Genomic DNA, 25463 nt, shown 5'->3' with positions numbered 1-25463 from the left:
CGAACTCCTCAGGTGAAGCTTTGCGCGAGCGAGCCGATCAGCAGCTGCCAGCCGTCCACGAGCACGAACAGCATGAGCTTAAATGGCAGCGAGATAGTTGCGGGCGAAACCATCATCATGCCCATCGACATGAGCACGCTCGCCACCACCATGTCGATGATCAGAAACGGAATGAAGATCGTGAAGCCGATCTGGAAGCCGGTCTTCAATTCGCTCGTGACGAACGAGGGCACGAGCAGCGTGAGCGGCACGTCCTCGGGGCCCTGCATGGGCGCTGCGTGCGAGATGCGCGCAAACAGCGCGAGGTCGGATTCGCGGGTCTGGCGCAGCATGAAGGTCTTGAAGGGCGCGACGCCGTGCGTCACGGCTTCGTCCATCGGCAGCGTGCCGGCGGCGAATGGCTTGTAGCCGTCGTTGTACGCCTTGTCGAGCACTGGCGACATCACGAACAGCGTGAGAAACAGCGCGAGGCCCACGAGCACCTGGTTGGGCGGCGTGGTGGTCGTGCCGAGCGCCTGGCGCAGCAGCGAGAGCACGATGATGATGCGCGTGAAGCTCGTCATCATTAGCACCATCGCGGGCAGGAACGACAGCATCGTGAGCAGCAGCATGGTCTGCACGCTCAGCGAATACGTGGTGCCGCCGTTCGGGCCCGGGCTCGTGTTGAAGGCGGGCAGGCCTTGCGGCTGCGCCAGGGCCTGTGCGTGCGCGAGGTGCGGCAGCAGCAGCGCTGCGGCGCCCGCACCGAGCACGAGCGCAACGGGCAATGCCGCGCGCGCGAGGCTCACGATCGAGGACGTGTGCGCGCGAGTGCGCGCGCCGGGAAGGGTGCTGCCGTGCATTACTGCGCTCCGCCGTCGTGACGCTTGAAACGTTTGCCTGCTTCGTGTTTCAACGCGTCACGAAAGCGTTGTCCGAAGTTGCCTTGAAGGGCGAGGGGGGCACCGGTGCCGGCAGCGGCCGGCAGTTCGCCCGCGGGCATCGTGTGCAGGAGCCGCACATTGCCGGGCGCGGCGCCCAGCACGAGCCAGATGTCGCCGATCTCGACCACGGCCACGCGCTCCTTGCCGCCGAGCGAGGCGCCGCCCACGGTCTTCACGAGTGCGCTCTTCGGACCATGCTGGAGCCCGAGACGCCGCGCGAGCCATGCGCAGCCGAATACCACGCCGATCACGAGCAGCAGGCCGAACACGGTTTGCAGCACCGCGCCGAAGCCGAGCGAGGGCGCTGCGCTGCCCACGATCACCGCCGATGCGCCCGACGCCGAGCGCGCGGCTTCGTTCACGGCCTGGTTGACGGTCTGCAAGTCGGCGGCTCGCGCGGGCATGGCGGCGAGCCATGCGCATGCGCTTGCCAGCGCGCAGCCGGATGCGGCAAGGCGTTTCATCGATTGAGCTTCCGGATGCGCTCGGAGGGCGTGATGATGTCGGTCAGGCGGATGCCGAACTTGTCGTTCACCACCACCACTTCGCCCTGGGCGATGAGGCAGCCGTTCACGAGCACGTCCATGGGCTCGCCGGCGAGGCCATCGAGCTCCACCACCGAGCCCTGCGCGAGCTGCAGCAGGTTGCGGATGGCGATCTTGGTGCGGCCCAGTTCGACGGTCATCTGGACGGGGATGTCCAGGATCATGTCGATGTCGTTGCGCGTCGCGCCCGAATCGACCTTCGAGAGCGGCTGGAACACGGCGGCGGGCTGCGCGGCCACTTCGTGGCTTTCGTGGCCGTTCTGCTCGGCGAGCGCGGCGGCCCAGTCGTCCATCGAGTCCATTGACTCCATTGCACCGGCCGCATCGGCCGCGGGGGCCGGGTCGCGCACGGGCTCGCTGCCTTGCATGGCGTTCACGTCACTCATATCCACCTTCCTTCATCGTGTCGGCTGCGCTGATCATCTTCTGGACCCGCAACGCGTATTGACCATTGAAAATTCCGTAGCCGCATTCCATCACCGGCACGCCGTCCACCTTGGCGACGATGTGCTCGGGAATGTTGATCGGCAGCACGTCGCCTTTTTTCATGTTCAGGATCTGCTCGAACGTGACCGGCACTTGCGCGAGATCCGCGGTGAGCTCCACTTCGGCGGCCTGCACTTGCTGCGAAAGCACGCGCACCCAGCGGCGGTCCACGTCGAGCACCTCGCCTTGCAGCGGCGAGGAGAGTACGTCGCGGATCGGCTCGATCATCGAGTAGGGCATGCAGATGTGCAGCGTGCCGCCGGTCGAGCCGAACTCGATCGAGAACTGCGTGACGATCACGATTTCGTTGGGCGTCGCGACGTTGGCGAACTGCGTGTGCATTTCCGAGCGCACGTATTCGAACGTGAGCGGGCGCACGCTTTTCCATGCGGTGGTGTAGTGATCGAACACGAGGTTGAGCAGCTTGCTGATGATGCGCTGCTCGGTCTGCGTGAAGTCGCGGCCTTCGACGCGCGTGTGAAAGCGCCCGTCGCCGCCGAACAGGTTGTCCACCACGAAGAACACGAGGTTCGGGTCGAACACGAACAGCGACGTGCCGCGCAGCGGCTTCACGTGCACGAGGTTCAGGTTCGTCGGGATCGGCAGGTTGCGCGTGAATTCGCTGTACTTCTGCACGCGCACGGGGCCCACGGAAATCTCGGCGGTGCGGCGCATGAAGTTGAAAATGCCCACGCGCAGCAGCCGCGCAAAACGCTCGTTGATGATTTCGAGCCCGGGCATGCGCCCGCGCACGATGCGTTCCTGCGTCGCGATGTTGTACGGCCGCACGCCGGGTTTTTCGGTCTGGGCGGCCTCGGTTTCGATCTCGCCGGTGACGCCCTTGAGGAGGGCGTCGACCTCCTCCTGCGACATGAACTCGTCGTGACCCATGCTCATGATGCAAGGCTCCGGATTGGCTGCGCGATATCCGCGATACCCGCGCGGGCGCGCATGGCATGCAGGCGAACGCGCGGGTTCATGTACGTGTCCATGCTGGGCTTACTGCACGACGAATTCGGTGAACAGCACGTCTTCGACGTGACCGGCGGTGCCGCGCGAATCGGACGGCTGGGCGATGAGCGCGGCGAGCTCGGTCGCGAGCGCGCGCTTGCCGTCGAGCGGCGCGAGATCGGCCGGGTGCTTGTTCGAGAGCGCGAGCAGCAGGCGGCTGCGGATCTCGGGCATGTGCGCGACGAGCGCGTCCTGGGTCGCCTGGCTGTCGAGCTTGAGCGTGAGGCCGATGCGCAGGTAGTGCGTCTCGCCGTCGTCGGATTGCAGGTTGACGGTCATCGGCTCGAGCGCGTAGTAGACGGGCACGGCGGGCGGCGGGGGCGCGCTCGCGGCTGCCGGGGCGCTCGCCGCGTGGCGCGACATGAAGAACCAGACGCCGCCGCCCGCCGCGCCGGCGGCAAGCACTGCGATGAGCACGATGAGAAGGATGCGCTTCAGCGGTCCGGGTTGCGCGCCCTGGGGCGCGGCTTGCTGGGTTGCGGTCGTGGTCGCCATGTCGGTCGTGAGCCTGGGTGAGTCGTGATCGTGCTGATCATGCTGTTGTCGGGGCCGGGTGGCGCTTCGTTGCCGATCGCCATGATCGCCATGGCGCGCGCGCATTCATCCCGGCAGCCTGCATTGTTCCGGCTTTTGCGCTGCGGCGATGGGAGGAATAGACGGGGGATTTGCGGCTATCTCGTGGCTTTGTTGCGCGAGCGTGGCCTGGTGGGACGAGGCGTGGGGGTGCCGAGGCGCCGACGCATCGACGCCTCTCTCTGCACCGCTTTTGCTGCTTGCGACTGCGGGAATGTCTCAGGCAAACGTGTCGATCAAGCCCACGCTGCGCTGCGTGACCGTGGCGGCGGCGCTGGTTGCGCCGTCCGCGCCGCCGGCCGCGCCGATGCCCGCCACGCCAGCCGAACCCGACGCACGCGCGCCGCGCGAGCCCGATCCGCTGCCGCCGTCCTGTTGCGCCTGCTGGTTCATCTGGCGCGAGAAGCCGTCACTCACGCTCGCGCTGCCGAGGCCGATGCCGTTCTGCTGCATCTGTTCGCGCAGCTTCGGCAGCGCGGCCTCCACGGCCTCGCGCACCTGCTGATGCTGCGACACGAAGAGCGCGTGCGCATGGTTGTCGGCGACTTGCAGCACGACCTGCAATGGCCCGAGGTCCTTGGGATTGAGCGTGAGCTCCGCCGATTGCTGGTGGGCGTTCGAGAGGAACACCACCTTCTGGCTGAGCGCGTCCTCCCAGCCCGGCGTGCCCACCTGCGGGGCCAGCGTGGCGGAAGCCGCCGCCGCTGCGGCGGGGTTGGCGCTCGCGCTCTGGGCGGCCTGCGCCGCCTGGGCCTGAGCCGCGGCGGCTGCGGCCGCCTGGGTGGCGGCGAGGGCATCGGTCGCGCTGCTCGATACCACGGGTTGCTGCGCGGACGTTGCCTGCTGCTGCGCCGTTGCGGCCAGCGTGGCATTGGCGTTTTGCGCGGCTGCGTCCTGCGGCGCGGCGGCCACGGACTTGGCGGCGGTGTCGGCGGCGTTTTTGTCGTCGAGGCCGGCGCCCAGGGTTTTGGCCTTCGCCTGCGTGCTCATGTGCGCCGCAAAGCTGCCAGCTATCGTCGAATTGGCCGGGGTCGTGGCGGCGCCCTCGGTTGCGCCCGCAACCTGCGTGTTCAGCCTGGCCGCGCCGCCGCGCAGCGTCGCGAGCGCGGCGTGCAGCGCGTCGCTGACCGATTTCGGGTCGCTGCTGGCGGTACTCGTGCCGTCGCCCGCCGCGCCGCCCGTGATGCTTGCACCGTTCGCGTCGGTGCTCGTGCCCGCGGCTCCGGCGGCCGTCGAGGCGACGCTCGCGAGCGCGGCCTCGGCGGCCTGCGCGGTGGCATCGCCGTTGCTCAGCGCCTGCTGCGCCGTCTGCATGGCCTGTTGGGCTTGCTGCGCCTGAATCTGTGCCGCAGCGGCCTGCGAGCCGGCGGCTTCGGCCTGCTTCTGGCGCACGAGGGCGTTGTCGGCGCGGTGATCGACGCTCGGTGCGTGCGCAGCGCCGTTACCGGCCTGCTGCGCGGGCTGGGACGCTTGCGCGGATGACGTGGGCGGCGCGGTTTGAGCAGACTGCGTCGTTGCGCTCGCGCCGCCGTGAGCGGTCGAAGCCGTGGACGCCGCGCCCGCCGAAGCGTGCGCCCCTTGCTGAGGCGAACTGGCCTGGACAACCGGGCGTGGCGCGGCGCCCCGCGCGTTCTGCGCGGCAATGCTTTGCTGGAGCGTTTGCGCGAAGCCCCGGCTCGCGAGGTCGGAAGCGCTCGCGGCGGCGCCATTGCCGGCGCTGCTCGGCGCGCCCGTGGCCGCATCCACGGCGGCGCCGAGCAACGAACTGACTGCGGATAGAAGCGACATGCTGCTTGCTCTCTTGAACGTGATCCGGACGCGCCGGCGTCACTAGTAAATCACCAATAAGTCACTAAACAGGTCACCAATTTCACGAATGCGCGTTGCGCATGCGCAGCGCGCGGGCGGCGTGCTCGTCGGCGTCGCGCTGTTCGCGGCGGGCGTCCTTGCGCGCCTGGACCTCCTCGTGGCGCGATTGCAGCACCTCGTACGAGCCGAGCTTCTGCTTGCTGCGCTGCCAGTCGGGCTTGGCCGCCTCCACGCGCTGCGTGGCCTGCTCGAGCAGGCGGCGCTGCTGGTCGATGGCGGTGTCGAGCGTGTCGATGAACGCCTGGAAGTTGCGCACATTGCCGGCGGCCATGCCCGCGCGCGCCGACTCGGTGAAGCGCGCGTGATACTCGTCGCGGTAATCGATCAGCGACTTCAGCTGCTTTTCGATTTCCACGCGCTCGCGCTGCACGCGCCCGAGCTTTTGCGTTGCGGTGTCGACATCGTCCTGCGCGAGCCCGATGAGTGTTTGCAGTGCGGTCTGCTTCGTCATGTCCTGGCTCCCTGGCCGTTGCCCTGTGCATTGCCTGAAGTGTTGCCAATCAGCGCGCCGAGCATCTCGACGCTTTGTTCGTAGTTCGCGGTTTCGCGAAAGCCCTGCTGAAGAAACGCCTCGATGCGCGGATACAGCGCGATGGCGCGGTCGAGCACGGCGTCGCGCCCGCTCACGTAAGCGCCCACGTTGATGAGATCGCGGTTGCGCTGGTAGCGCGAGAGCATCTGCTTGAACGCGCGCGTGCGGTTCAGATGCGGCTCGTCGATGAGCGCGGTCATCGCGCGGCTGATCGACGCCTCGATGTCGATGGCCGGATAGTGGCCCGCCTCCGCGAGCGTGCGCGAGAGCACGATGTGGCCGTCGAGAATCGCGCGCGCGGAGTCGGCGATCGGGTCCTGCTGGTCGTCGCCTTCGGTGAGCACGGTGTAGAACGCGGTGATCGAGCCGCCGCCTTCGGGGCCGTTGCCGGTGCGCTCGACGAGCGCGGGCAGCTTCGCGAACACCGAAGGCGGATAGCCCTTGGTCGCGGGCGGCTCGCCGATCGCGAGCGCGATCTCGCGCTGCGCCATCGCGTAGCGCGTGAGCGAATCCATCAGCAGCAGCACGTGCTTGCCCTGGTCGCGGAAGTATTCGGCGAGCGTGGTCGTGTACGCGGCGGCCTGCATGCGCAGGAGCGGCGAGACGTCGGCGGGCGCGGCCACCACGACCGAGCGCGCGAGGCCGTCCTCGCCGAGAATCTGCTCGATGAATTCCTTCACTTCGCGGCCGCGCTCGCCAATCAGGCCGATCACGATCACTTCCGCGCTGGTGGCGCGCGCCATGGTGCCGAGCAGCACCGACTTGCCGACGCCCGAGCCGGCAAAGAGGCCCATGCGCTGGCCGCGCCCGACCGTGAGCAGCGCGTTGATCGCGCGCACGCCCACGTCGAGCACCTTGTGGATCGGCTCGCGGTTCAGCGGGTTGATGACGGGCGCGGTGAGCGGCGCATCGGCTTCGGCATTCAATGCGCCCAGGCCGTCGAGCGGGCGGCCCGAGGCGTCGAGCACGCGCCCGAGCAGCCCCCAGCCCACCGGCAGGCGCTTGGCCCCCGACATCGGGTCGGCAATCGGCGCGCTCTCGAGCGGCCAGACGCGCGCGCCGGGCAACAGGCCCGCCACTTCCGTGGTGGGCATGAGAAAGAGCTTGTCGCCCGCGAAGCCCACCACCTCGGCCTCGGCCATCGGCAGCGAACTGCCCGGCGGCAGTTCGATCATGACTTCGGCGCCCACGGCGAGGCGCAGCCCCACGGCTTCGAGCACGAGGCCCGCCGCGCGCGTGAGGCGGCCGCAGCCGCGCAGCGGCAAGGCCAGTGCGTTGCGCGCGCGCACGCTCGCGAGATGGGCGTTCCAGGCGGCCAGGTGGAGGTTGGCCGGGTCGTAGCTGGGCGGCGGGGTGCAGGCCGCGCGCTGGTCGGCGGCTGGTTCACGCGGGCCGCTTTGGCTCGCCGATGGATTGTCGTGGCCGGCATCGGCGCCGTTCCACGCTGGGCTGGAGGCATCGGCTGCATTGTCTGCATCGGCAGCATTGGTCGCGTTGGCGATGGCTGCCTCGACGGCGTCGAGCGTCGCGGCCGCTTGAGCGGCTGCATCGGCGCCATGCTGGCTTGCTTGCGCGCCGTCGTCCACCAGCACGCCGCGCACTTGCGCCGGGTCATGCGCGCCGGGCCCGAACGATGCGAGCGCAAGCTCCTGCTCGAGCGGCGTGAGGCCGCCCGTGTGGATCGTCTGGTGCGGGCTGGGATTCATCGTGCTCACCACGGCCGCGCCTTGCCGAGCGCCAGCGCCACACGCTCCCAGCGCGTGCCGATGGCCGCATCCGCTTCGCCGCTCGCCGCCTGCGCGCGGCAGCCGCCGCGCTCGAGCGCGGCATCGGTGCGCACGGACCAGCCGCGCGCCTGCAGTTCTTCCATCAGATACGCCTCCACCACCGGCAGATCGGCGGGACTCACCACGAGTTGCGGCGAGCCCGTGAGCTGCGGCTCGTGCGCGAGCACCTCGCGCGCCGCGGCGACGAGCGCGGTCGGGTCGTGCTGCACGTGCTGGCGCACCACCTGCTGCGCGATGTCGAGCGCGAGCTCGACGAGCGTGTCGGCCACGCCCGCTTCGGCCGTTTGCAGCGCCTCGGCAAAGCGTTGCGCGAGCTGCGCCAGTTGCCGCGCCTGGACGCGCGCTTCTTCGCGCCCCTGCTCGAAGCCCTGCTTGTGGCCCTGTTCGTAGCCGGCCTGATAGCCGAGCGCCTGGCCCGCCACGTGACCCGACTTCAGGCCTTCCTGATGGGCGTTCTCGCGAATGCGCAGCAATTGCGCCTCGAAAGCGGCGGTTTCGTCGGGCGTGGGCGGCGGCGGAGGCGGGGGCGGCGGGTCGAACGACGCCATCTCCCAGCGCTGGTACGCCGAGGGCGCGCGCCGCTGCTGCCGCGTGCCCGTTTGCGTTTGCGTTGCTTCGTCAGACATACGCGTCTTCCGCCTTTCCGCCGATCACGATCTGACCGCTTTCGGCAAGGTTGCGAACGATCTGAAGGATACGCCGTTGCTGTGCTTCGACCTCCGAAACACGTACAGGGCCGCGCGCGTCGAGGTCCTCGGCGAGCAGTTCGGCGGCGCGCTGCGACATGTTCGAGAGGAACTTGGTGCGCAGCGCGGGCGGCGCGCCCTTGAGCGAGATGATGAGCGACTCCGACTCCACTTCCTTGAGCAGCAACTGGATCGCGCGGTCTTCGAGATCGAGCAGGTTCTCGAAAACAAACATCTGGTCGATGATCTTCTGGGCCAGCTCGGCGTCGTACTGGCGCACGTTTTCGATCACGCCTTCCTCGTGCTGGCTCGTCATGAAGTTGAGGATCTCGGCGGCCGTGCGGATGCCGCCCATCGGGCTGCGCTTCAGGTTGTCGCTGCCCGAGAGCAGGCCCGTGAGCACGTCGTCGAGCTCGCGCAGCGCCTGCGGCTGGATACCGTCGAGCGTCGCGATGCGCAGCAGCACGTCGTTGCGCAGGCGCTCGCTGAAGCACGAGGCGATCTCCGAGGCCTGGTCGCGGTCCAGATGCACGAGGATCGTGGCGATGATCTGCGGATGCTCGTTCTTGATGAGCTCGGCGACCGACCCCGAATCCATCCACTTGAGACCTTCGATGCCGCTCGTGTCGCCGCCTTGCAGGATGCGGTCGATCACGGCGCCGGCCTTGTCCTCGCCGAGCGCCTTGGTGAGCACGCTGCGGATGTAGTCGTTCGAGTCGAGCGAAAGCGCGCTGTGCTGCTCGGCTTCCTTCACGAACTCCTGCAGCACGGCGTCGATCTCTTCGCGCTTGACGTTCTTGAGCGCGGCCATGGCGGCGCCGATCTTCTGCACCTCGCGCGGGCCGAGGAACTTGAAGACCTGCGCGGCCTCTTCCTCGCCGATCGACATGAGCAGCAGTGCGCTCTTGGTGGCTCCTTCAGCGTTCATCGTTCACCCAGTTCTTGACCACGGTTGCGACGATCTTCGGATCCTGGCGCGCAATGCTGCGCGCGAATTCGAGGTTGCGTTCGAACTTGTGCTTGTCGTTTTCGAGCGCGAGCAGGGCGGGATCCGCTTCGGCGTCTGCCGCGCCTTCGAGCTTGTCCGCGCTGGGCAGGCCGTCGAGCAGCATCGGCTCGTCCATGCCCGCGAGCGCGGGCAGGGCGGCGGCCGGCGCGGGCGGCGGGAAGGCCCGGCGCAGCGCCGGCTTGACCATCACGAAGTAGAGGAACAGCGCCACCACGCCGATGCCAAGCCAGGTCGCGACTTGCTTCGCGAGCGCGAGCATGTCGGGCTGGCGCCACCACGGCAGGTTCGCGTTCGGATCGACTTCGGTCTGGAAGGCGGTGTTCACCACGTTCACCGAGTCGCCGCGCTTCGCGTCGTAGCCCATCGAGTCCTTCACGAGCTGCTCGACCTGAGCGAGCTTTTGCGCGTCGAGCGGCTGCAGCGTGGCGTGCCCCTTCGCGTCCACCTTCTGCTGATAGTTCACAACCACCGCCACCGAGAGCCGCTTGATGCTGCCCGGCGCCTGGCTGAAGTGGCGCACGGTCTTGTCGAGCTCGTAGTTCGTGGTGGTGTCGCGATGATCCGAGACCGGCGTGGCGCTGGGCGCGCCGTTCGCACCCGCCGCGGGTGCGGTGATGGGCGCGGAAGCGGGCTGCGGCGGCGTGTTCGAGAGCGCGCCCGGCACGCCGCCGGCGCTCGACTGCTGCGAATCGGTGGCGATGCTCTGCTGCTGGCTGCGGATCGCGGCTTGCTGCGGGCTGCCGTTGGGCGCGTAGTTTTCCGAAGTCTGCTCGAGCTTCGAGAAGTCGAGGTCGGCGCTCACCTGCGAGCGCGCATTGCCGGCGCCGAAGAGGGGCGCGAGGATCGCGTCGATGCGCGCCTGGGTGTCGTGCTCGACCTGGCGCACGTACTTGAGCTGCGAGGCGTCGAGGCCGGCGCTCGCGGCGCTCTGCGTGAGCAGGTTGCCGTCCTGGTCGGCCACGGTCACATTGCGCACCGGCAGATCGGGCACGGCCGAGGCGACCATGTGCGTGATGGCGGCCACCTGGCCTTCATCGAGCACGCGGCCGGGGTACAGGTTGACGAGCACCGAGGCCGTGGGCGCTTCGCGCTCGCGCACGAACACCGAGGGCTTCGGAATCGCCAGATGCACGCGCGCGGACTTCACGCTCTGGATCGATTGAATCGTTTGCTCGAGCTCGCCTTCGAGGGCGCGCTGGTAGTTCACCTGCTCGGCGAACTGGCTGATGCCGAACTTCTGGTTGTCCATCAGCTCGAAGCCCACCGAGCCGCTCTTGGGCAGGCCCTGCTGGGCGAGACGCAGGCGCATTTCGCCCACCTGCTCGGACGGCACGAGAATCGCGCCGCCGCCTTCCGAGAGCTTGTACGGCACGTTGGCGGCTTGCAGCGCCGTAATGATCGCGCCGCCGTCGCGGTCCGAGAGATTGCTGTAGAGCACCTTGTAGTCGGGCGCGCGCGACCACAGGATCAGGCCCGCGACCACGGCGACGAGCACCGCCACCGCCACGATGAGCGGCGCGCGCGGGTTGCCGCGCACATTGCGCAGCGAAGAAAGCGAACCGAGGCGCTGCGCCAGGCCGCCGCCCAGGTCCTCCCCGAGCCCGCCTGCCGCGCCCGCCGCGCCGGCCGCGGCCACGCCCGGAGCGGCGCCGCTGGTGGCGAGGCCCACCCGGGCATCGGGGTTGATCAACGAGTTGGCAGACGAATCCATGCGACGGGTTTCTCCGGGAGGCTGGCTGTTCCCGCTTGCGCGGCATGCGCGCGGCGGAAACTTTCACGACAGCGATTATCCGCACCCGCCGGCAAGCCGATTGCGCGAATAGAGCCGGGTTTTCCCCCTAGTTTCGAGGCTGCCGGAAATGGCGAATTGCTATGCTCCTTCCCAGATTCGGCGCGCTGTATGCCATCCGCGTACAACTCGCAGGTGAGCTGCACGTCACCTGCATGGGCGCCGGATTCGCCGGGCGGCGGCATCCGCCCTCGCACGATCCCTCTTTATTCGTGGAGCAAACATGACCGTGCCAGTCAACCCACTCACGTCGGCCCTTGCGCAGATGCAGTCCATGGCCGCCCAGGCGGCAAGCGATACTAGCGCCGCCGACGTCGGCTCGGGCGCGGCCACCGCGGGCGGCTTCGCCGCGGCGCTCAAGTCGTCCATCGACAAGATCAGCGCCGATCAGCAAAAGGCCGTGGGCGAGTCCCAGGCGTTCGAGCTCGGGGCCGGCAACGTTTCGCTCAACGACGTCATGGTCGACATGCAGAAGGCCAATGTCGGCTTCCAGTTCGGCCTGCAGGTGCGCAACAAGCTCGTTGCGGCCTACACGGACATCATGCAGATCCAGGTCTAGCGGCCAGCCAGGGGTGAGTGACTGGCCGCCGGTGTCGCGCCTGCGTACTTTCAAAGACATTAAAGCTTCTCCCGCGCCGTTCCGATAACACGGCTATACCCGGCACGCGCCACGCAAGGCAAAGGGCCGGATGCACCGTATCCATAGCCGAACGTTCGAAGGAGAAGCGCCGATGTTTTCCCCTGCACAGTCTGGAGCCAACGCTTATGCACGCGTGGGTGTCGAAACAGGGGTCATGGGCGCGAGTCCGCACAAGCTGATCGCGCTCCTGTACGAAGGCGCGCGCAAGGCGATTGCGCAAGCCCGCATGCATCTGCAAATGGGCAATGTGGGCCCGCGCGGCGAGGCGATTGGCAAGGCCATCCGGATTGTCGAAAGCGGGCTTCAGCTGGCGTTGAACGTCGAGGCGGGCGGAGAAGTCGCGCAGCGCCTGAACGCACTTTACGGTTACATGACGCGACGCCTGCTCGAAGCGAACATTCAACAGAGCGAATCCATGCTGGTCGAAGTCGACGGCCTGCTGGCGACGCTCGAGGAAGCCTGGTTGGGGATTGCGCCGGAAGTGGAGCGGATGGCGAGAGAGTCGTCCGCGCCCGTGCCCGGTTCATTGACGAGATGAATTCGAAAGCAGACTACTTTGCCCGCTACGAGGCGATTGCGGCGGTCTCGGAGCAGATGCTCCATGCCGCGCGCGGCGCAAGCTGGAACGAGCTGATCAGCCTTCAGGAGGAGTACCGGCGCCTGGTGGACGCGCTCAGGAACGCCGATTTCGGCATCCGGCTCACCGCCGCCGAGCGCACGCGCAAGTACGAACTGATCCGGCAGATCCTCGCCGATGACGCCGCGATCCGCGACCTTGCGAGCCCGTGCATGGCGCGCCTGGCGGCGCTCTTTCAGGGCACCGCGCAGCCGTCGCGGGTGTTGCAGGAGCTGTACGGCGCGCCCTAGGGCCGGGTCGCGCGAGGCCTCCGATGCCGTCGGGGCGCCTGTGCGCGGCGAACCAAAGCCGATTGGCGCGAAGCAGCACGCACGGCACAAGCACGAGCCGACACGCTCGCGCACGAATATTGACAGCGCCGCGTCGCCGCATGGGACGCGCGGCGCACAACCTGGCCCGTGCGGGCCACGCTCCGCATGAACGGAATCGATACGAGCGCTGCGGCGCTGCTCGCGAGCCGCATAGGCGCACTGGGCGCGGCGGGCTCCCAGGGCAGCGCGGGCGCCGCGCAGGCAGGCGTTTCCGCGCTCACCGGCGGCGCGGCCGCGCTGGCCGATCCGCGCAACGCCGGCTCGCCGCAGGCATCGGCGCAAACGGTGCTTTCCGCCGTCGCGCTCGCGCTTGACGCGATCATCCGCTCGGGCGGCGAGGCCACGCCCGCCGTGGTCGGGCGTGCGCCGATCTGGGCCGATCCGGCGGCTGCCGGCCAGGCGATGGCGGCAGACACTGGCTCGCTGCCGCTGCCGGGCCTCGCGAATCCCACTGCCCAGACGGGGGCCACGGACCCGGCACAAGCCCAAGTCCAGGCGCTGGAGGCCGCGCTGCTTGCCGACCTGGAGGCCTCGACGGCTGAGGCGGCGCAGGCTGGACTGCCAGGCAGCGCGCAAGACGCCGAAGGTGCTGCCGGTGCGAGTAGTGCTGCGGCTGCGAATGCAGCTGAAAGTGGCGGCATGAGCGCCGGCACGGGCGGCGCCCAAGGCGCCGCGCCGTCCTCGCCGCCGCAGGGCGCACAAGGCACGCAGGGCGCGCAAGCGGCCCAGCGCGCCGCACCCGCCATGCAATCCGGCCCGGTTGCCGCGCTGGCGGCCACGCTTGCGCAGACGGTGGCGTCGAGCGGGCTCTTCTACGAATCGCATCTCGCCCAATGGCTGCGCGGCCAGCGCACGCCCGGAGAGCTCGCCGATGAACCGCAGAACCGCCTGACCGGCGGCAGCGCGCAGTTGCCGCTCGAGTTTGCGGTCGACCGGAATCTCGCCGCCGACGACATCGCCGACGTGCTGTGGACCGATCTGCCCAGCGCCACCCAGCAAGGCGCGCGGGCGGGCAGCACGGCCAACGCCGGGGGGACAGCGGCCTCAAGCGCGCGCGGCGAAGCCAATGCCGCTGGGCTCGCCGAGGAAGGGGAGCGCGCCGGCGGCAGCACGGTAGCCGCGCTCGCCGATGCGCTGCTGCCCGCCGCCCGCACGCTCGCCGGGGCCGGCGCGGGAGTGGGCGTGCACGGCGCGTTGCTGCCGCTCGTGCGTCAACAACTCGACTTGCTCGCGACCGGGGAATTTCGCTGGACCGGCGAGGCATGGCCGGGCGTGCGGCTCGACTGGAGCATCCAGCCGGACGACGACGAGCGCCACGCCCGGCAAGATCCGCGCGCGGGGCGCGCTGCCGACGAAGACGAAACGCCATGGCGCACGCGTCTCACGCTGGCACTGCCGGCGCTGGGCACCGTCGACGCGGAGCTTGCGCTCACGGGCTCGACGCTCGCGGTGCGCGTGCAGGCGAGCCCGGGCGGCGCGCAGCGCCTCAGCGCGCACAGCGAGGCGCTGCGCGGGCGGCTCGAAGCGCTGGGGCTCGCGCTCGCGGGGCTGTCGATCCGCGAGATCGGCGGCATGAACGGCATGGGTGGCGCAGCAGGCGTGGACGGCATGTGGGCCGCCGGTGCGTATGCGCGTGCCGCTGAGGCCACGCATGCGGCATCGCCGGCGCACGCGGCCGATGCGCCGCACGCCACGGACTCGACAGATTGGGAGCTCGGATGAGCCGCACGCATCGCAGAAGCGCCGCCGCACTCGCCTACGACGACCCGGTCGCGCGTGACGGCGCGCCGCGCGTGGTCGCGAAAGGCTACGGGCTCGTGGCCGAGATGATCGTACAGCGCGCGAAGGAAGCGGGACTCTACGTGCACGAAGCGCCGGAGATGGTCTCGCTGCTGATGCAGGTGGATCTGGATTCGCAGATCCCGCCGCAGCTTTATCAGGCCGTGGCGGAACTGCTTGCGTGGCTGCATGGGCTCGAGGCGGCGGAAAGCGAGGCGCAACACGCTGCGCAAACGGAACAGGCGGCACAAGCGACCCAAGCGACCCAAGCGACCCAAGCGGCGACCCAGACGGCGTCGCGATCGCGGCTGCCGGACGCCAAGTCGCTCGCGGGCAACCCGTTGCGCCTGCCCGCGCTGCCGCGCTAGCGGTGTTTGCGGCATGCGCCCCGCCAGGACTTCAAGCTAGAACTTCAACATCGCCTTGATCAGCAACCCAAACCGCTTGCCGTAAGGCGGCGCGATTAGCCGCCGCGCGTTCAGCCGCGCCTGCGTGAACACGGGCTTCATCTGCGAGAACGTGGCGAAGCCCTCGTAGCCGTGATACGCGCCCATGCCGCTCGGGCCGACGCCGCCGAACGGCAGCCCCTCGGCCGCGATATGCATGAGCGTCTCATTCACCGACATGCCGCCCGCCACGGTCTCGCGCGTCACGCGCTCGACGGTGCGCACATCGTCGGCGTAGAGGTAGAGCGCGAGCGGCCGCGGGCGCGCATTCACGTAGTGGATCGCTGCGTCGAGCGAGTCGTAAGGCACGAGCGGCAACAGCGGCCCGAAGATCTCCTCCTGCATCAGCTGCGTGTGCTCGCCCGCGCCCGTCACGATCACGGGCGCGAAACGCCGCGTGGCGGCGTCGCGCGGACCGAGTTCATGCAGTTGCGCGCCTTCGGCGCGCGCTTCGTCGGCGAGGCGTTCGAGCCGCTCGTAGTGGCGCGCCGAGATGATCGACGTGTAGTCGCGGTTGTTCGCGAAGTCGGGGTAGAGCTCGCCAAAGCGCGTGCGTGCCCGGGCGATGAAGGCGTCCTCGCTGCCGCGCGGCAGCAGCACGTAGTCGGGCGCGATGCAGGTTTGCCCCGCGTTCAGCGTCTTGCCGAGCAGCAGGCTGTCGACGGCATAGTCGAAGCGCGCGTGCTCGCCGATCAGCACGGGCGACTTGCCGCCCAGCTCCAGCGTGACCGGCGTGAGGTTCGCGGCGGCCGCGCGCATCACTTCGTGGCCCACGCGCGTCGAGCCCGTGAACAGCAAGTGGTCGAACGGCAGCGACGTGAACGCCGCGCCCACGGCGGCGTCGCCGTTCACGACCGCCACATGGTCGCGCGCAAAGGTCTGGCTCATCAGCTCTTCGAACAGCGCCGAGGTGCGCGGCGTAAGCTCCGGCATCTTGATCATCGCGCGGTTGCCCGCCGCGAGCGCGCACACGAGCGGGCTCGCGCCGAGCAGCAGCGGATAGTTCCACGGCACGACGATGCCCGCCACCCCGAGCGGCTGCGGCACCACGCGTGCGCGGCCCGGCGCGAGCCATTTGCCGACGCTGCGGCGCTGCGGGCGCATCCAGCGCGCACCGTGCTTGAGCGCGGCGTCGATTTCCTGCTTGAGCACCATGAACTCGGCCAGCGCGACCTCGGCTTTCGAGCGCTGGCCGAAGTCCGTGTTCATCGCCTCGGCCAGCGCGTCCTGGTGGGCGAACAGCACGTCGCGCAGCGCCCGCAGGTTGCGCGCACGCTCGCTCCACGCCGGAAACGGCGCGCGCAGATACGCCGCGCGCTGCGCGGCGAGCAAGGCATGCAGCGATTCACGCGGATTGTCGCCCGCGGAACCCGGCGTGCCGCGGCTGAGCTCGCCACCGCTGTCGTTGCCGTCGTGACGCGCGAGTGCTGCGGGCAAATCCTGTTTCATGGTCGGTCCTGGTGGAAGGGCACTGCGGCCTTTCATGGTAGTCGCGCGCGTGCTGCCTGCACGCTCCGACGATTAGAGGAAAGGTTCTGACATAAAAGCTGACCCAATCCGACAACGCTTCCTACAATGCGCGAAAAAGCGAAATCGAACGAGCGTGCATCGAGCGTGCTTTCTGCGCGTTTTGCATGCCACGCCGCATCCAGGGAGGAGGCATGCAATACGACTACGTCATCGTAGGCGGCGGCTCGGGCGGCGCAGCGCTGGCCGGGCGGCTGGCGGCGCATTGTCCCGAGGCGAGCATCGCGCTCGTCGAAGCGGGGCCGCACACGGCGCGCAACCCGTTCGTCAACATGCCGATGGGCGTTGCGGCGCTGGTGCCGCGGCGCTCGAAGAACAACTACGCCTACGAGACCGTGCCCCAGCCGGGTCTGGCGGGCCGTCGCGGCTATCAGCCGCGCGGACGCGGCTTCGGCGGCTCCAGCGCCATCAACGCGATGATCTACACGCGCGGCCATCCGCTCGATTACGACGAATGGGCCCAGTTGGGCTGCGCGGGGTGGGCGTGGGACGACGTGCTGCCGTACTTCCTGCGCGCCGAGGACAATGCGCGCGGCGCGAGCGCCTGGCACGGCGCGGGCGGCCCGCTCGCGGTGTCCGATCTGCGCGAGCGCAATCCGGTGGCGGAGCGCTTCGTGCAGGCTGCGCGCGAGGCCGGCTTTCCCGCCAACGACGACTTCAACGGCGCCCAGCAGGAGGGCGTGGGCTTCTACCAGGTGACGCAGCGCGGCGGCGAGCGCTGCACGGTGGCGCGCGCCTATTTGTATGACACACAGGGCAGGCACCCGAATCTCCATCTGATCGCCGATGCCATCGCGCTGCGCGTCAGGTTCGATGGCACGCGCGCAAGCGGCGTCGAAGTGGCGCGCGGCGCACGCACCGAAACGCTCGAAGCGCGCGCCGAGGTGATTCTCGCGGCGGGCGCGTTCAATTCGCCGCAGCTGCTGATGTGTTCGGGCATCGGCCCGGGAGAGCCACTGCGCGCGCAGGGCATCGCGGTGCGCCACGACGCGCCCGAGGTGGGCCGCAACCTGATCGACCATATCGACTTCACGTTCAACAAGCGCGTGCATTCGAGCGAGACCGTGGGTTATTCGCTGCGCGGCCTCGCACGAATGGTGCCCGGGCTCGTGCGCTACTCGCGCGGGCGGCGCGGCATGTTCACGACCAACGTGGCGGAGGCGGGCGGCTTCCTGAAGAGCCGCCCGGAGCTCGAGCGGCCCGATTTGCAACTGCACTTTTGCACCGCGCTCGTCGACGACCATAGCCGCCGCCTGCACTGGGGCCACGGCTACTCGCTGCATGTGTGCGTGCTGCGCCCGGTGAGCCGCGGCACGGTCACGCTCGCGAGCGCCGATGCGCGCGTCGCGCCCGTGATCGATCCGCGCTTTTTCTCCGATGCGCGCGATCTCGATCTGCTGGTGCAAGGCGCGCGTCTCGCGCGGCGCATTCTCGACGCGCCCGCGCTCGCGCAAATGGGCGGCCGCGAGCTTTATACGCATGCGCATCAGAGCGACGCCGAACTGCGTGCGGCCATCGCGGCGCACGCCGACACGATCTATCACCCCGTCGCCACCTGCCGCATGGGCGGCGACGCGCGCTCGGTCGTCGATGCGCAGTTGCGCGTGCGCGGCGTGACGCATTTGCGCATCGCCGACGCCTCGATCATGCCGACGCTGATCGGCGGCAACACCAACGCGCCGACGGTGATGATCGGCGAGCGCGCCGCCGATTTCATCGCCGCGAGCCGGCGCGCCGACACGACAACGCACAGCCCAACCGTCATCGCCTGACTGCTGGCTTCCGGCTCTCCTGCACGTTTGCGAGCGGGTACGCGGCTCATCGGAACGAGGCGCAATGCGCCTCGTTTCGGCCTCGCCTTGACGAAGCCCCGCGCAATCGAAAGGTTTTCGTCAAAGAGTGTGCGGGGCACGGGTTCGCCCCATTTTCGAGATTTCGGACTCCCTATAATCGCCCCCGACTTGGGCGTGTCAGCTGGCGCGTCCGCGAACTGGAGAACCCGCCTCGATGAGCATCAACGTCTTTCAACTGCTGGAAACGGTTCTGAGCGACGATGTCGTGCGCACACTCGCTGGCCGCTTCGGCCTCGCGCCCGATCTCACGCGCAAGGTTGCGAGCGCCGCCGCTCCGGCCATCGTCGCCGCGATCATGCAGCGCGGCAGCACGGCCGAAGGCGCGCGCGGCCTCTTTTCCACCATCATGTCGCCGGACGTCAACGCGCAGATCGGCAAGCAACTGCCCGACCTGCTCGCGAGCACCTCGGGCGTGAGCCTGCTCGAAACCGCGGGCCGCGAGCTGATCCAGAAGGCCGCGGGCGTCAATGTCGGCGCGCTCGCCGACGCCGTGGCCGTGCAAACCGGCGCGGCGCAGTCGACGGTCTTCTCGCTGACCGGCGTGGTCGGCGCGGCGATCATGGGCATTCTGAAGCATCACTTCACGGCCTCGCAGGGCGTGGTCGGACAATTGCCCACGCTGCTCGGCCATCAACTCTCGTCGGTCAACGCGAGCCTCACCGACCGTCTCGCGCAAGCCGTGGGCCTCGGCTCGGCGGCGGCCTTCGCGGATTCGATCATCGCGCGTCTGAAAGACGTTTCGGCGCACCTGAGCCATCCGGAGCCGGTCGTGCGGCCGGTTCCGGCTGCCGTGCCGCCGCAGACGGTCGTGCACCCCGAGCCGCAGGCCAAGCCCGGCGCGCGCGGACATTCGTGGCTGTGGTGGCTGTTGGCCGCGATCGCCGTGATCATCGCGTTCTTCGCGCTGCGCTCGTGCCAGCGCGACAACGCCGAGGACACCACCCAGACCGGAGCGACCCAGGCCGCTTCGGACGTCGCGCCGGCGGCGGAAGCCGCATCGGACGCGAGCGCCGCTGTCGTGACGGGTGCGGCTTCGCAGGCATCGGATGCCGCCGCGGCCGCTGCCGGGGCAACTTCGTCGGCGAGCGAGGCCGCCCCTGCGCCCACGCAGGATTCGCACCTCTCGTTCACGGTCGACAAGGCCGGCGTGCCGACCATCACCGCGACCGTGGGCACGCAGGAAGAGAAAACCCAGCTCATCGACGCGCTCACGAAGCAGCTCGGCGAAGGCAAGTTCAACGCCAACGTGACCGTCGATGCCGCAACGAAGCCTGCCGCGTGGCTTGCGCATCTCGACGGCCTGCTGCCGCTGTTCGCGCTGCCCGGCGCCGAAGTGAAGATCGACGGCTCGCACGTCGAGCTGAGCGGCGCGGCGGCGGACGCCAAACTGGGCTGGCTCGACAAGCTCAAGGCGCTGTTCGGCACCGGCTTCGACATCGGCGTGTTCAACGTGCAGAAGGCCGTGGCCGACGCCACGCAGTCATTCCGCGACGCGGTGAAGGGGCTGTTCGGTCCGGATGCCTCGTGTGCTTCGGCCGACGTCGTGAAGGTGCTCAACCTGCAAGTGGTGAACTTCGCAACCGGCAGCACGATCATCCCGGCAACGGCTGGCGAGGATCTGCGCCAGTCGGCCAAGGTGCTCAACGCATGCGCGAAGGAAGGCAAGCCGGTCAAGCTCGAAGTGGCGGGCTATTCGGATAACGTCGGCGACAAGGCGGGCAATCTCGCGCTCTCCAAACGGCGCGCGCAGGCCGTGCGCACCTGGCTGGTCGCGCAAGGCGTGAATGCCTCGACGCTCACGGCCGAGGGTTACGGCGAGGCCCATCCCATCGACAGCAACGACACCGAGAGCGGACGTTTTCGCAACCGCCGCATCGAGTTCGTGGCACAGCAGTAGGCGGTAAGGCGTAAGCAGCACGCAGTAAGCGCAAAGCGCGTTACGCGGCGCGCAGTGCGGGGAGACCACCCATAAGAAAACGCGTAAAGAGCCATCCGGCGCGAGCCGGATGGCTCTTTTTCACGGGCGTGCCTCGTCGGCGGGTTTTTCCAGGCCGGGCGGACGCACGAAGTCGTCGAGGAACGTCGATGGCTTGCCGTATTCCTCGCGCGCAACGCCCAGCCACGCGCGCGCGGCATGCGAAAGATAGCCGTTGCGCTTCCAGCCGATGGCCATGTCCCATGCGATCTGCGGGTCGGTGACGGGCAGGCAGGTGAAGCGCGCCGCGTCGAGGCGGCGCACATAAGGCGCAGGCAGCAGCGCGATGCCCACGCCGGCGAGCACGAGCGCCGCCATCAGGTCCCAGTGGCCGCTGCGGCCCACGATTTGCGGCGTGAAGCCCGCCGTGCGGCAGGCGGCGAGCACGACATCGTTCAGCGCGAGGCTCTCGCCGTAGAACACGAACGGCTCGCGGGCGAGGTCGGCGAGCGGCACGCCCGGCGCGCCGTCCCAGCGCGAGCCGCGCGGCGCGACCAGCCACAGGAGTTCGTGCGACATCGGCAGCACGTCGATCTGGTCGGGGTCGACCGGCAGCAGCACACCCCCCAGTTCGAGCTCCCCCGAGATGAGCGCGGCCTCGATTGCGCGCGAGCCTTGTTCGAACAGCTTGAGTTCGATCTTCGGATAACGCTGGCGGAACGCGGCAATGGCGGGCGTGAACAGCGACCCGCCCATCGGCGGAATGCCGATGGTGAGTTCGCCGCGCCCGAGCGTGCCCAGATCGGCGAGTTCGGCTTGCAGGCGCGCTTGCGCGGCGAGCACGTCCTGGCCGCGCTGATAGACGATGCGTCCGGCGTCGGTGAGCACCATCTGGCGCGCGTCGCGCAGCAGCAGCGGGGTGCCGGTCTCGTCCTCCAGCGTCTTCACCATCTTGCTGATGGTGGGCTGGGTCACGTGCAATTGTTCGGCGGCGATCGTGAAGCTCTGCTGCCGCACGACTTCGATGAAATAACGAAGCGCGCGCAATTCCATGGTCTTGCCTCCTCATGTCTGCCGGTGCACGTCAGCGTATCGCATTCCATTATGGAATGTATTCAATAATGTTAAGTCATTTTATTTATGCGGTTGAGAGTCATATACTGACTTCCATTGCACTGTCACTTAGGGTTTGCCATGAACGCACCGAACACTTCTGCACGGACCGCGCCGACGGGCGGACTCGTACGTACCGGCCGGATTGCTGCGCAGGCGGCGCTGCTCTGCGGGGTCTGGGTCGCCGCCGATGCGCTCGTGCGCGCGGCGCACTTGCCCGTGCCGGGCGGGGTGGTGGGTCTGGTGCTGCTGCTCGCGCTGCTCTTTTGCGGCGGCGTGACGCCGCGCTGGGTGAAGGCGGGCGCGGACTGGCTGCTCTCGGACATGCTGCTGTTCTTCATCCCCGCCGCCGTGGCGGCGGTGCAATACGGCGGCCTCTTTCGCGCCGACGGCTGGCGCCTCGCGCTCGTGGTGATCGGCGGCACGCTGATGGTGATGGTGGCCGTGGCTTTCGCGGTGGAACAGGCCGCGCGGCTGGAGCGCCGCCTCGCGCTGCGCCGCGTGCATCACGCGCGCCAGACCCGGCACGCGGCCTGAGCGTCCGCACAGGCGTCTGCATGAGCGTCTTGATGTCCCACCAGCAAGGATGACCCCGTCATGACCCAGTTCTACACATCCCTGTTCGCCGACGATGCCTCGCGGCTGATCGCCGCCGGCTGCTTCATCGTCACGGTCGTGCTCTATTTCGCCTCGAAGGCGCTGTACGCGCGCTTTCGCACGCCGTGGCTCACGCCGGTCGTCGCGGTGCCGGCCGTGCTCGCGGCGATCGTGCTGCTGCTCCATATTCCGTATCCGGTCTACTTCCAGGACACGCGCTGGCTCATGTGGCTGCTCGGCCCGGCCACCGTGGCGTTCGCCGTGCCGATCCACGAATACCGCGCTCTGCTCAAGCGTCACTGGATCTCGCTGGCCGTGGGCGTGACGGTGGGCATCGCAGTGGGCGTGGGCGGCTCGCTCGCGCTCGCCAAGCTGCTGCACCTGTCGCCCGAATTGCAGCGCAGCCTGATGACGCGCTCGGTTTCCACGCCGTTCGCGCTCGCGGTCTCCGACAAGATTCACGCGCCGCGCGACCTCACCGCGCTCTTCGTGATCGCAACCGGCGTGTGCGGGATGTTGTTCGGCGAACTGGTGCTCGGCCTCGTGCCGCTGCGCACGCGGCTCGCGCGCGGCGCACTGTTCGGCGCGGCGGCGCACGGCGTGGGCACCGCGAAGGCGCGCGAACTGGGCAGCGAGGAAGGCGTGGTGTCGAGCCTTACGATGATGATCGCGGGCGTGGTGATGGTGCTGCTCGCGCCGGCGCTCGGCTTCCTGCCGGTTTAGGCGCGCCGCCTTTTCCCCGGTGCAGGGGGGAGAGGGACCTGGGCGGACCGCGGCGTGGCGGCCGCCCAGCATTCGCGATTTCGCGACCCGCCTATGATCCGGGGTATTGCCGTAAATTGCTGCGAATCGCCGCGGATCATGCGGCTCATTGCCGCCTAAAGCCGATAGCCTAAAGCCGCCGCCGCCCATGTCCCCGATTTCGATCATCATCCCGTGCTTCGACGGCGCCGCCACGCTGGCGCGCGCGCTCGAGAGCTGCCGCGAGCAACCGGAGGCCACTCATATTTTCGTCGTCGACGACGGCTCGACCGACGCTTCCGCCTCCATCGCCCGCGCGCATGCCCTGCGCGACCCGCGCGTGCACCTACTGCAGACGGCGAGCAACGGCGGCGCGGCGCGTGCGCGCAACTGGGCGGCGCTGCACACGGCCACGCCGCTCCTCGCGTTTCTCGACGCCGACGACGAATACCTGCCCGGCGCGCTCGCCGCCGCCCATGCGCATCTGGAGCAGCATCCGCGCGAAGCGGCGATCCGGCTCGACATCGACTATGTGGGCTTTCCCGCGCGGCTGACGACCCATCCGGACTTCGAGAAGTACGCGGACGTGCTCAGCAACACGGTGCCGAGCAGCCTCGTGATCCGCCGCAGCGCCTTTCTCGCGCTGGGCGGCTTCCCGATGGACGAGTTCTTCCGCCGGCACGGCGGCGAAGACGGCGCGTTCTCGTGGGCGCTTCGCGAGATTTTCGGGCAGCGCCGCTTCACGGGCCACAAGCAGGTGCGCATGCATTACCACGACGGCATTCATGCGGAGCGCTTCCTGAACATCCAGATGGGCTTCGCCCAGGCGGCCCCGGCCGCGACAGCCGAAACGGTGCGCTGCTCGCAGGCCTTTCTCGACGCGGCGCTCGCGAGCGTCCGGCAGATGCGCGCACTGGATCTCGCCCACTCCGCTGGCTGAATCCGCTGATTCCACGCGCGGCGTGCTGGGGTGCTAAACGCCTGGTCACGCGCGAGCCATCCAATTGGCCGTCTCGTTTTGCTACAATCACGCCTCGCCTTCGAGGAGCGTTGCGACGGATTTTCTGTGATCCGCCAGGCTCGAAGGTGCTCAATCCGGTTGGCTCCTCGAGGAGCAATCGCACTGAAAACGGCGCTCACGTCTTTAATTTCTAGTCACTTTTAGAAAGGAGGGCGTGATGAACGCCGCAGTTCCGCACAATCAAGCCAACGATTTCGTCGTCGCCGATATGGCGCTTGCCGGCTGGGGCCGCAAGGAACTCGACATCGCCGAAACCGAAATGCCCGGTCTCGTGCAAATCCGCGAAGAGTACAAGGCGCAGCAGCCGCTCAAGGGCGCGCGCATCGCCGGTTCGCTGCACATGACGATCCAGACCGGCGTGCTGATCGAGACCCTGAAGGCGCTCGGCGCCGAAGTGCGCTGGGCCTCGTGCAACATCTTCTCGACCCAGGACCACGCCGCCGCCGCCATCGCCAACGGCGGCACGCCCGTGTTCGCGTTCAAGGGCGAATCGCTCGACGAATACTGGGAGTTCTCGCACCGCATTTTCGAATGGCCGAACGGCGAGTTCGCCAACATGATCCTCGACGACGGCGGCGACGCCACGCTGCTGCTGATCCTCGGCTCCAAGGCTGAAAAGGACCGCTCGGTCATCGCCAAGCCCACCAATGAAGAGGAAGTGGCGCTCTACAAGTCGATCGCCGCGCACCTCGACATCGACCCGACGTGGTACTCGAAGCGCCTTTCGCAGATCAAGGGCGTGACCGAAGAAACCACGACCGGCGTGCACCGCCTGTACCAGATGGAGAAGGAAGGCCGTCTGCCGTTCCCGGCGATCAACGTGAACGACTCGGTCACCAAGTCGAAGTTCGACAACCTGTACGGCTGCCGCGAGTCGCTCGTGGATGGCATCAAGCGCGCCACCGACGTGATGATCGCGGGCAAGATCGCGGTCGTGGCCGGCTACGGCGACGTGGGCAAGGGCTGCGCGCAATCGCTGCGCGGCCTGGGCGCCACGGTGTGGGTCACGGAAATCGATCCGATCTGCGCACTGCAGGCGGCGATGGAAGGCTACCGCGTCGTGACGATGGAATACGCCGCCGACAAGGCCGACATCTTCGTGACGGCCACCGGCAACTACCATGTGATCGGCCATGACCACATGAAGGCGATGCGCCACAACGCGATCGTCTGCAATATCGGTCACTTCGACTCGGAAATCGATGTCGCTTCCACGCGCCAGTACCAGTGGGACAACATCAAGCCGCAGGTCGACCACATCATCTTCCCGGACGGCAAGCGCGTGATCCTGCTGGCCGAAGGCCGCCTCGTGAACCTCGGCTGCGCCACGGGCCACCCGTCGTTCGTGATGTCGAACTCGTTCACGAACCAGACGCTCGCGCAGATCGAACTGTTCACGCAGGGCGAGAAGTACGAGAACAAGGTTTATGTGCTGCCCAAGCACCTCGACGAAAAGGTCGCGCGCCTGCACCTCGCGCGCATCGGCGCGAACCTCTCCGTGCTGTCCGACGATCAGGCCGCGTATATCGGTGTCGACAAGAACGGTCCGTTCAAGCCGAACCACTATCGTTACTAAGCGATACAAAGCGGGTTGTGGCTTTAAGCCCGCTTTAAGCGCCCCGATCGAAGCTGTGTCAACGCCCGTGCGCCATGCCACGGGCGGCACACATCAC

General features: G+C 68.4%; 24 protein-coding genes and 1 riboswitch. Of the genes, 11 read left to right on the top strand and 13 right to left on the bottom strand.

The window, feature by feature from the left end:
* Window positions 1-8 precede the first annotated feature (8 nt).
* From fliP to fliF, 11 genes are all read right to left on the bottom strand, one after another.
* Window positions 9-842 (bottom strand): flagellar type III secretion system pore protein FliP, encoded by an 834-nt coding sequence (gene fliP, locus P5W98_RS13985; RefSeq protein ID WP_421025005.1) that lies wholly within the window; start codon window positions 840-842, stop codon window positions 9-11.
* Window positions 842-1387 (bottom strand): flagellar biosynthetic protein FliO, encoded by a 546-nt coding sequence (fliO, locus tag P5W98_RS13980; RefSeq protein WP_421025004.1) that lies wholly within the window; start codon window positions 1385-1387, stop codon window positions 842-844. The genes fliP and fliO overlap by 1 nt, the downstream gene beginning before the upstream one ends.
* A complete protein-coding gene (gene fliN / locus P5W98_RS13975) occupies window positions 1384-1854 on the bottom strand; it encodes a flagellar motor switch protein FliN (RefSeq protein ID WP_421025003.1) in 471 nt (156 codons plus the stop codon). The genes fliO and fliN overlap by 4 nt, the downstream gene beginning before the upstream one ends.
* On the bottom strand, window positions 1847-2845 hold the full coding sequence (gene fliM, locus P5W98_RS13970; RefSeq protein ID WP_129563413.1) for a flagellar motor switch protein FliM: 999 nt from the start codon (window positions 2843-2845) through the stop codon (window positions 1847-1849). The genes fliN and fliM overlap by 8 nt, the downstream gene beginning before the upstream one ends.
* A gap of 108 nt (window positions 2846-2953) precedes the next feature.
* Window positions 2954-3460, bottom strand: a complete 507-nt coding sequence (gene fliL, locus P5W98_RS13965) for a flagellar basal body-associated protein FliL (protein ID WP_421025002.1) — start codon at window positions 3458-3460, stop codon at window positions 2954-2956.
* Between the two features lie 297 nt (window positions 3461-3757).
* Complete coding sequence (locus P5W98_RS13960; RefSeq protein ID WP_434718059.1) at window positions 3758-5326, bottom strand: flagellar hook-length control protein FliK; 1569 nt, start codon at window positions 5324-5326, stop codon at window positions 3758-3760.
* 82 nt (window positions 5327-5408) lie between these two features.
* Complete coding sequence (gene fliJ, locus P5W98_RS13955; RefSeq protein ID WP_421025000.1) at window positions 5409-5858, bottom strand: flagellar export protein FliJ; 450 nt, start codon at window positions 5856-5858, stop codon at window positions 5409-5411.
* Window positions 5855-7645, bottom strand: coding sequence for a flagellar protein export ATPase FliI (fliI, locus tag P5W98_RS13950; protein ID WP_421025287.1), 1791 nt, complete (start codon window positions 7643-7645; stop codon window positions 5855-5857). The genes fliJ and fliI overlap by 4 nt, the downstream gene beginning before the upstream one ends.
* Window positions 7646-7650: 5 nt before the next feature.
* Window positions 7651-8352 (bottom strand): flagellar assembly protein FliH, encoded by a 702-nt coding sequence (fliH, locus tag P5W98_RS13945; RefSeq protein WP_421024999.1) that lies wholly within the window; start codon window positions 8350-8352, stop codon window positions 7651-7653.
* Entirely contained in the window at window positions 8345-9340 is a 996-nt protein-coding gene (fliG, locus tag P5W98_RS13940) for a flagellar motor switch protein FliG (protein ID WP_421024998.1), read from the bottom strand. Before fliG ends, fliH begins: the two co-directional genes overlap by 8 nt.
* Complete coding sequence (gene fliF, locus P5W98_RS13935; RefSeq protein ID WP_421024997.1) at window positions 9330-11132, bottom strand: flagellar basal-body MS-ring/collar protein FliF; 1803 nt, start codon at window positions 11130-11132, stop codon at window positions 9330-9332. The genes fliG and fliF overlap by 11 nt, the downstream gene beginning before the upstream one ends.
* Before the next feature lie 301 nt (window positions 11133-11433).
* Between fliF and fliE the strand changes: the two genes are divergently transcribed.
* The 5 genes from fliE to P5W98_RS13910 all read left to right on the top strand — a co-directional run bounded on the left by fliE (window position 11434) and on the right by P5W98_RS13910 (window position 14945).
* The gene (gene fliE / locus P5W98_RS13930) at window positions 11434-11769 is read left to right on the top strand and encodes a flagellar hook-basal body complex protein FliE (RefSeq protein WP_035532191.1); all 336 of its coding nucleotides are present in this window, start codon (window positions 11434-11436) and stop codon (window positions 11767-11769) included.
* Between the two features lie 172 nt (window positions 11770-11941).
* Window positions 11942-12388 carry a flagellar export chaperone FliS gene (gene fliS / locus P5W98_RS13925; RefSeq protein ID WP_421024996.1) on the top strand — a complete coding sequence of 149 codons (447 nt, stop codon included), beginning with the start codon at window positions 11942-11944 and terminating at the stop codon, window positions 12386-12388.
* The gene (locus tag P5W98_RS13920) at window positions 12385-12717 is read left to right on the top strand and encodes a flagellar protein FliT (RefSeq protein WP_421024995.1); all 333 of its coding nucleotides are present in this window, start codon (window positions 12385-12387) and stop codon (window positions 12715-12717) included. Before fliS ends, P5W98_RS13920 begins: the two co-directional genes overlap by 4 nt.
* 186 nt (window positions 12718-12903) lie before the next feature.
* Window positions 12904-14520: a flagellar hook-length control protein FliK gene (locus tag P5W98_RS13915; protein ID WP_421024994.1), complete on the top strand. Its 1617-nt coding sequence runs from the start codon at window positions 12904-12906 to the stop codon at window positions 14518-14520.
* On the top strand, window positions 14517-14945 hold the full coding sequence (locus tag P5W98_RS13910) for an EscU/YscU/HrcU family type III secretion system export apparatus switch protein (protein WP_421024993.1): 429 nt from the start codon (window positions 14517-14519) through the stop codon (window positions 14943-14945). The genes P5W98_RS13915 and P5W98_RS13910 overlap by 4 nt, the downstream gene beginning before the upstream one ends.
* A gap of 36 nt (window positions 14946-14981) precedes the next feature.
* Here the strand turns inward: P5W98_RS13910 and P5W98_RS13905 are convergent, their stop codons facing one another.
* Entirely contained in the window at window positions 14982-16472 is a 1491-nt protein-coding gene (locus P5W98_RS13905) for a coniferyl aldehyde dehydrogenase (RefSeq protein ID WP_421024992.1), read from the bottom strand.
* 212 nt (window positions 16473-16684) lie between these two features.
* Here P5W98_RS13905 and P5W98_RS13900 point away from each other — a divergent pair, with 212 nt between their 5' ends.
* Window positions 16685-18322, top strand: a complete 1638-nt coding sequence (locus tag P5W98_RS13900) for a GMC family oxidoreductase (protein WP_421024991.1) — start codon at window positions 16685-16687, stop codon at window positions 18320-18322.
* A 235-nt stretch (window positions 18323-18557) separates the two neighbouring features.
* The gene (locus P5W98_RS13895; protein ID WP_421024990.1) at window positions 18558-20300 is read left to right on the top strand and encodes an OmpA family protein; all 1743 of its coding nucleotides are present in this window, start codon (window positions 18558-18560) and stop codon (window positions 20298-20300) included.
* 120 nt (window positions 20301-20420) lie between these two features.
* On the opposite strand, the gene P5W98_RS13890 is transcribed toward P5W98_RS13895, so the two are convergent.
* Window positions 20421-21371, bottom strand: a complete 951-nt coding sequence (locus P5W98_RS13890) for a LysR family transcriptional regulator (protein ID WP_421024989.1) — start codon at window positions 21369-21371, stop codon at window positions 20421-20423.
* A gap of 141 nt (window positions 21372-21512) precedes the next feature.
* On the opposite strand from P5W98_RS13890, the gene P5W98_RS13885 reads away from it, so the two are divergent.
* The 4 genes from P5W98_RS13885 to ahcY all read left to right on the top strand — a co-directional run bounded on the left by P5W98_RS13885 (window position 21513) and on the right by ahcY (window position 25366).
* Window positions 21513-21968 carry a CidA/LrgA family protein gene (locus tag P5W98_RS13885; protein ID WP_421024988.1) on the top strand — a complete coding sequence of 152 codons (456 nt, stop codon included), beginning with the start codon at window positions 21513-21515 and terminating at the stop codon, window positions 21966-21968.
* 60 nt (window positions 21969-22028) lie between these two features.
* On the top strand, window positions 22029-22751 hold the full coding sequence (locus P5W98_RS13880; protein ID WP_421024987.1) for an LrgB family protein: 723 nt from the start codon (window positions 22029-22031) through the stop codon (window positions 22749-22751).
* Between the two features lie 187 nt (window positions 22752-22938).
* Window positions 22939-23709 (top strand): glycosyltransferase family 2 protein, encoded by a 771-nt coding sequence (locus P5W98_RS13875; protein ID WP_421024986.1) that lies wholly within the window; start codon window positions 22939-22941, stop codon window positions 23707-23709.
* A 96-nt stretch (window positions 23710-23805) separates the two neighbouring features.
* Window positions 23806-23914: riboswitch (S-adenosyl-L-homocysteine riboswitch) on the top strand.
* A gap of 33 nt (window positions 23915-23947) precedes the next feature.
* Window positions 23948-25366 carry an adenosylhomocysteinase gene (ahcY, locus tag P5W98_RS13870; RefSeq protein WP_421024985.1) on the top strand — a complete coding sequence of 473 codons (1419 nt, stop codon included), beginning with the start codon at window positions 23948-23950 and terminating at the stop codon, window positions 25364-25366.
* Window positions 25367-25463: the final 97 nt, after the last annotated feature.

The organism is Paraburkholderia sp. A1BS-2L (assembly GCF_051125205.1).
In the GTDB taxonomy this organism is placed as follows: domain Bacteria; phylum Pseudomonadota; class Gammaproteobacteria; order Burkholderiales; family Burkholderiaceae; genus Paraburkholderia.
Note: the sequence above shows the minus strand (reverse complement) of the source record. Positions and strands in the feature narration are given on the sequence as shown.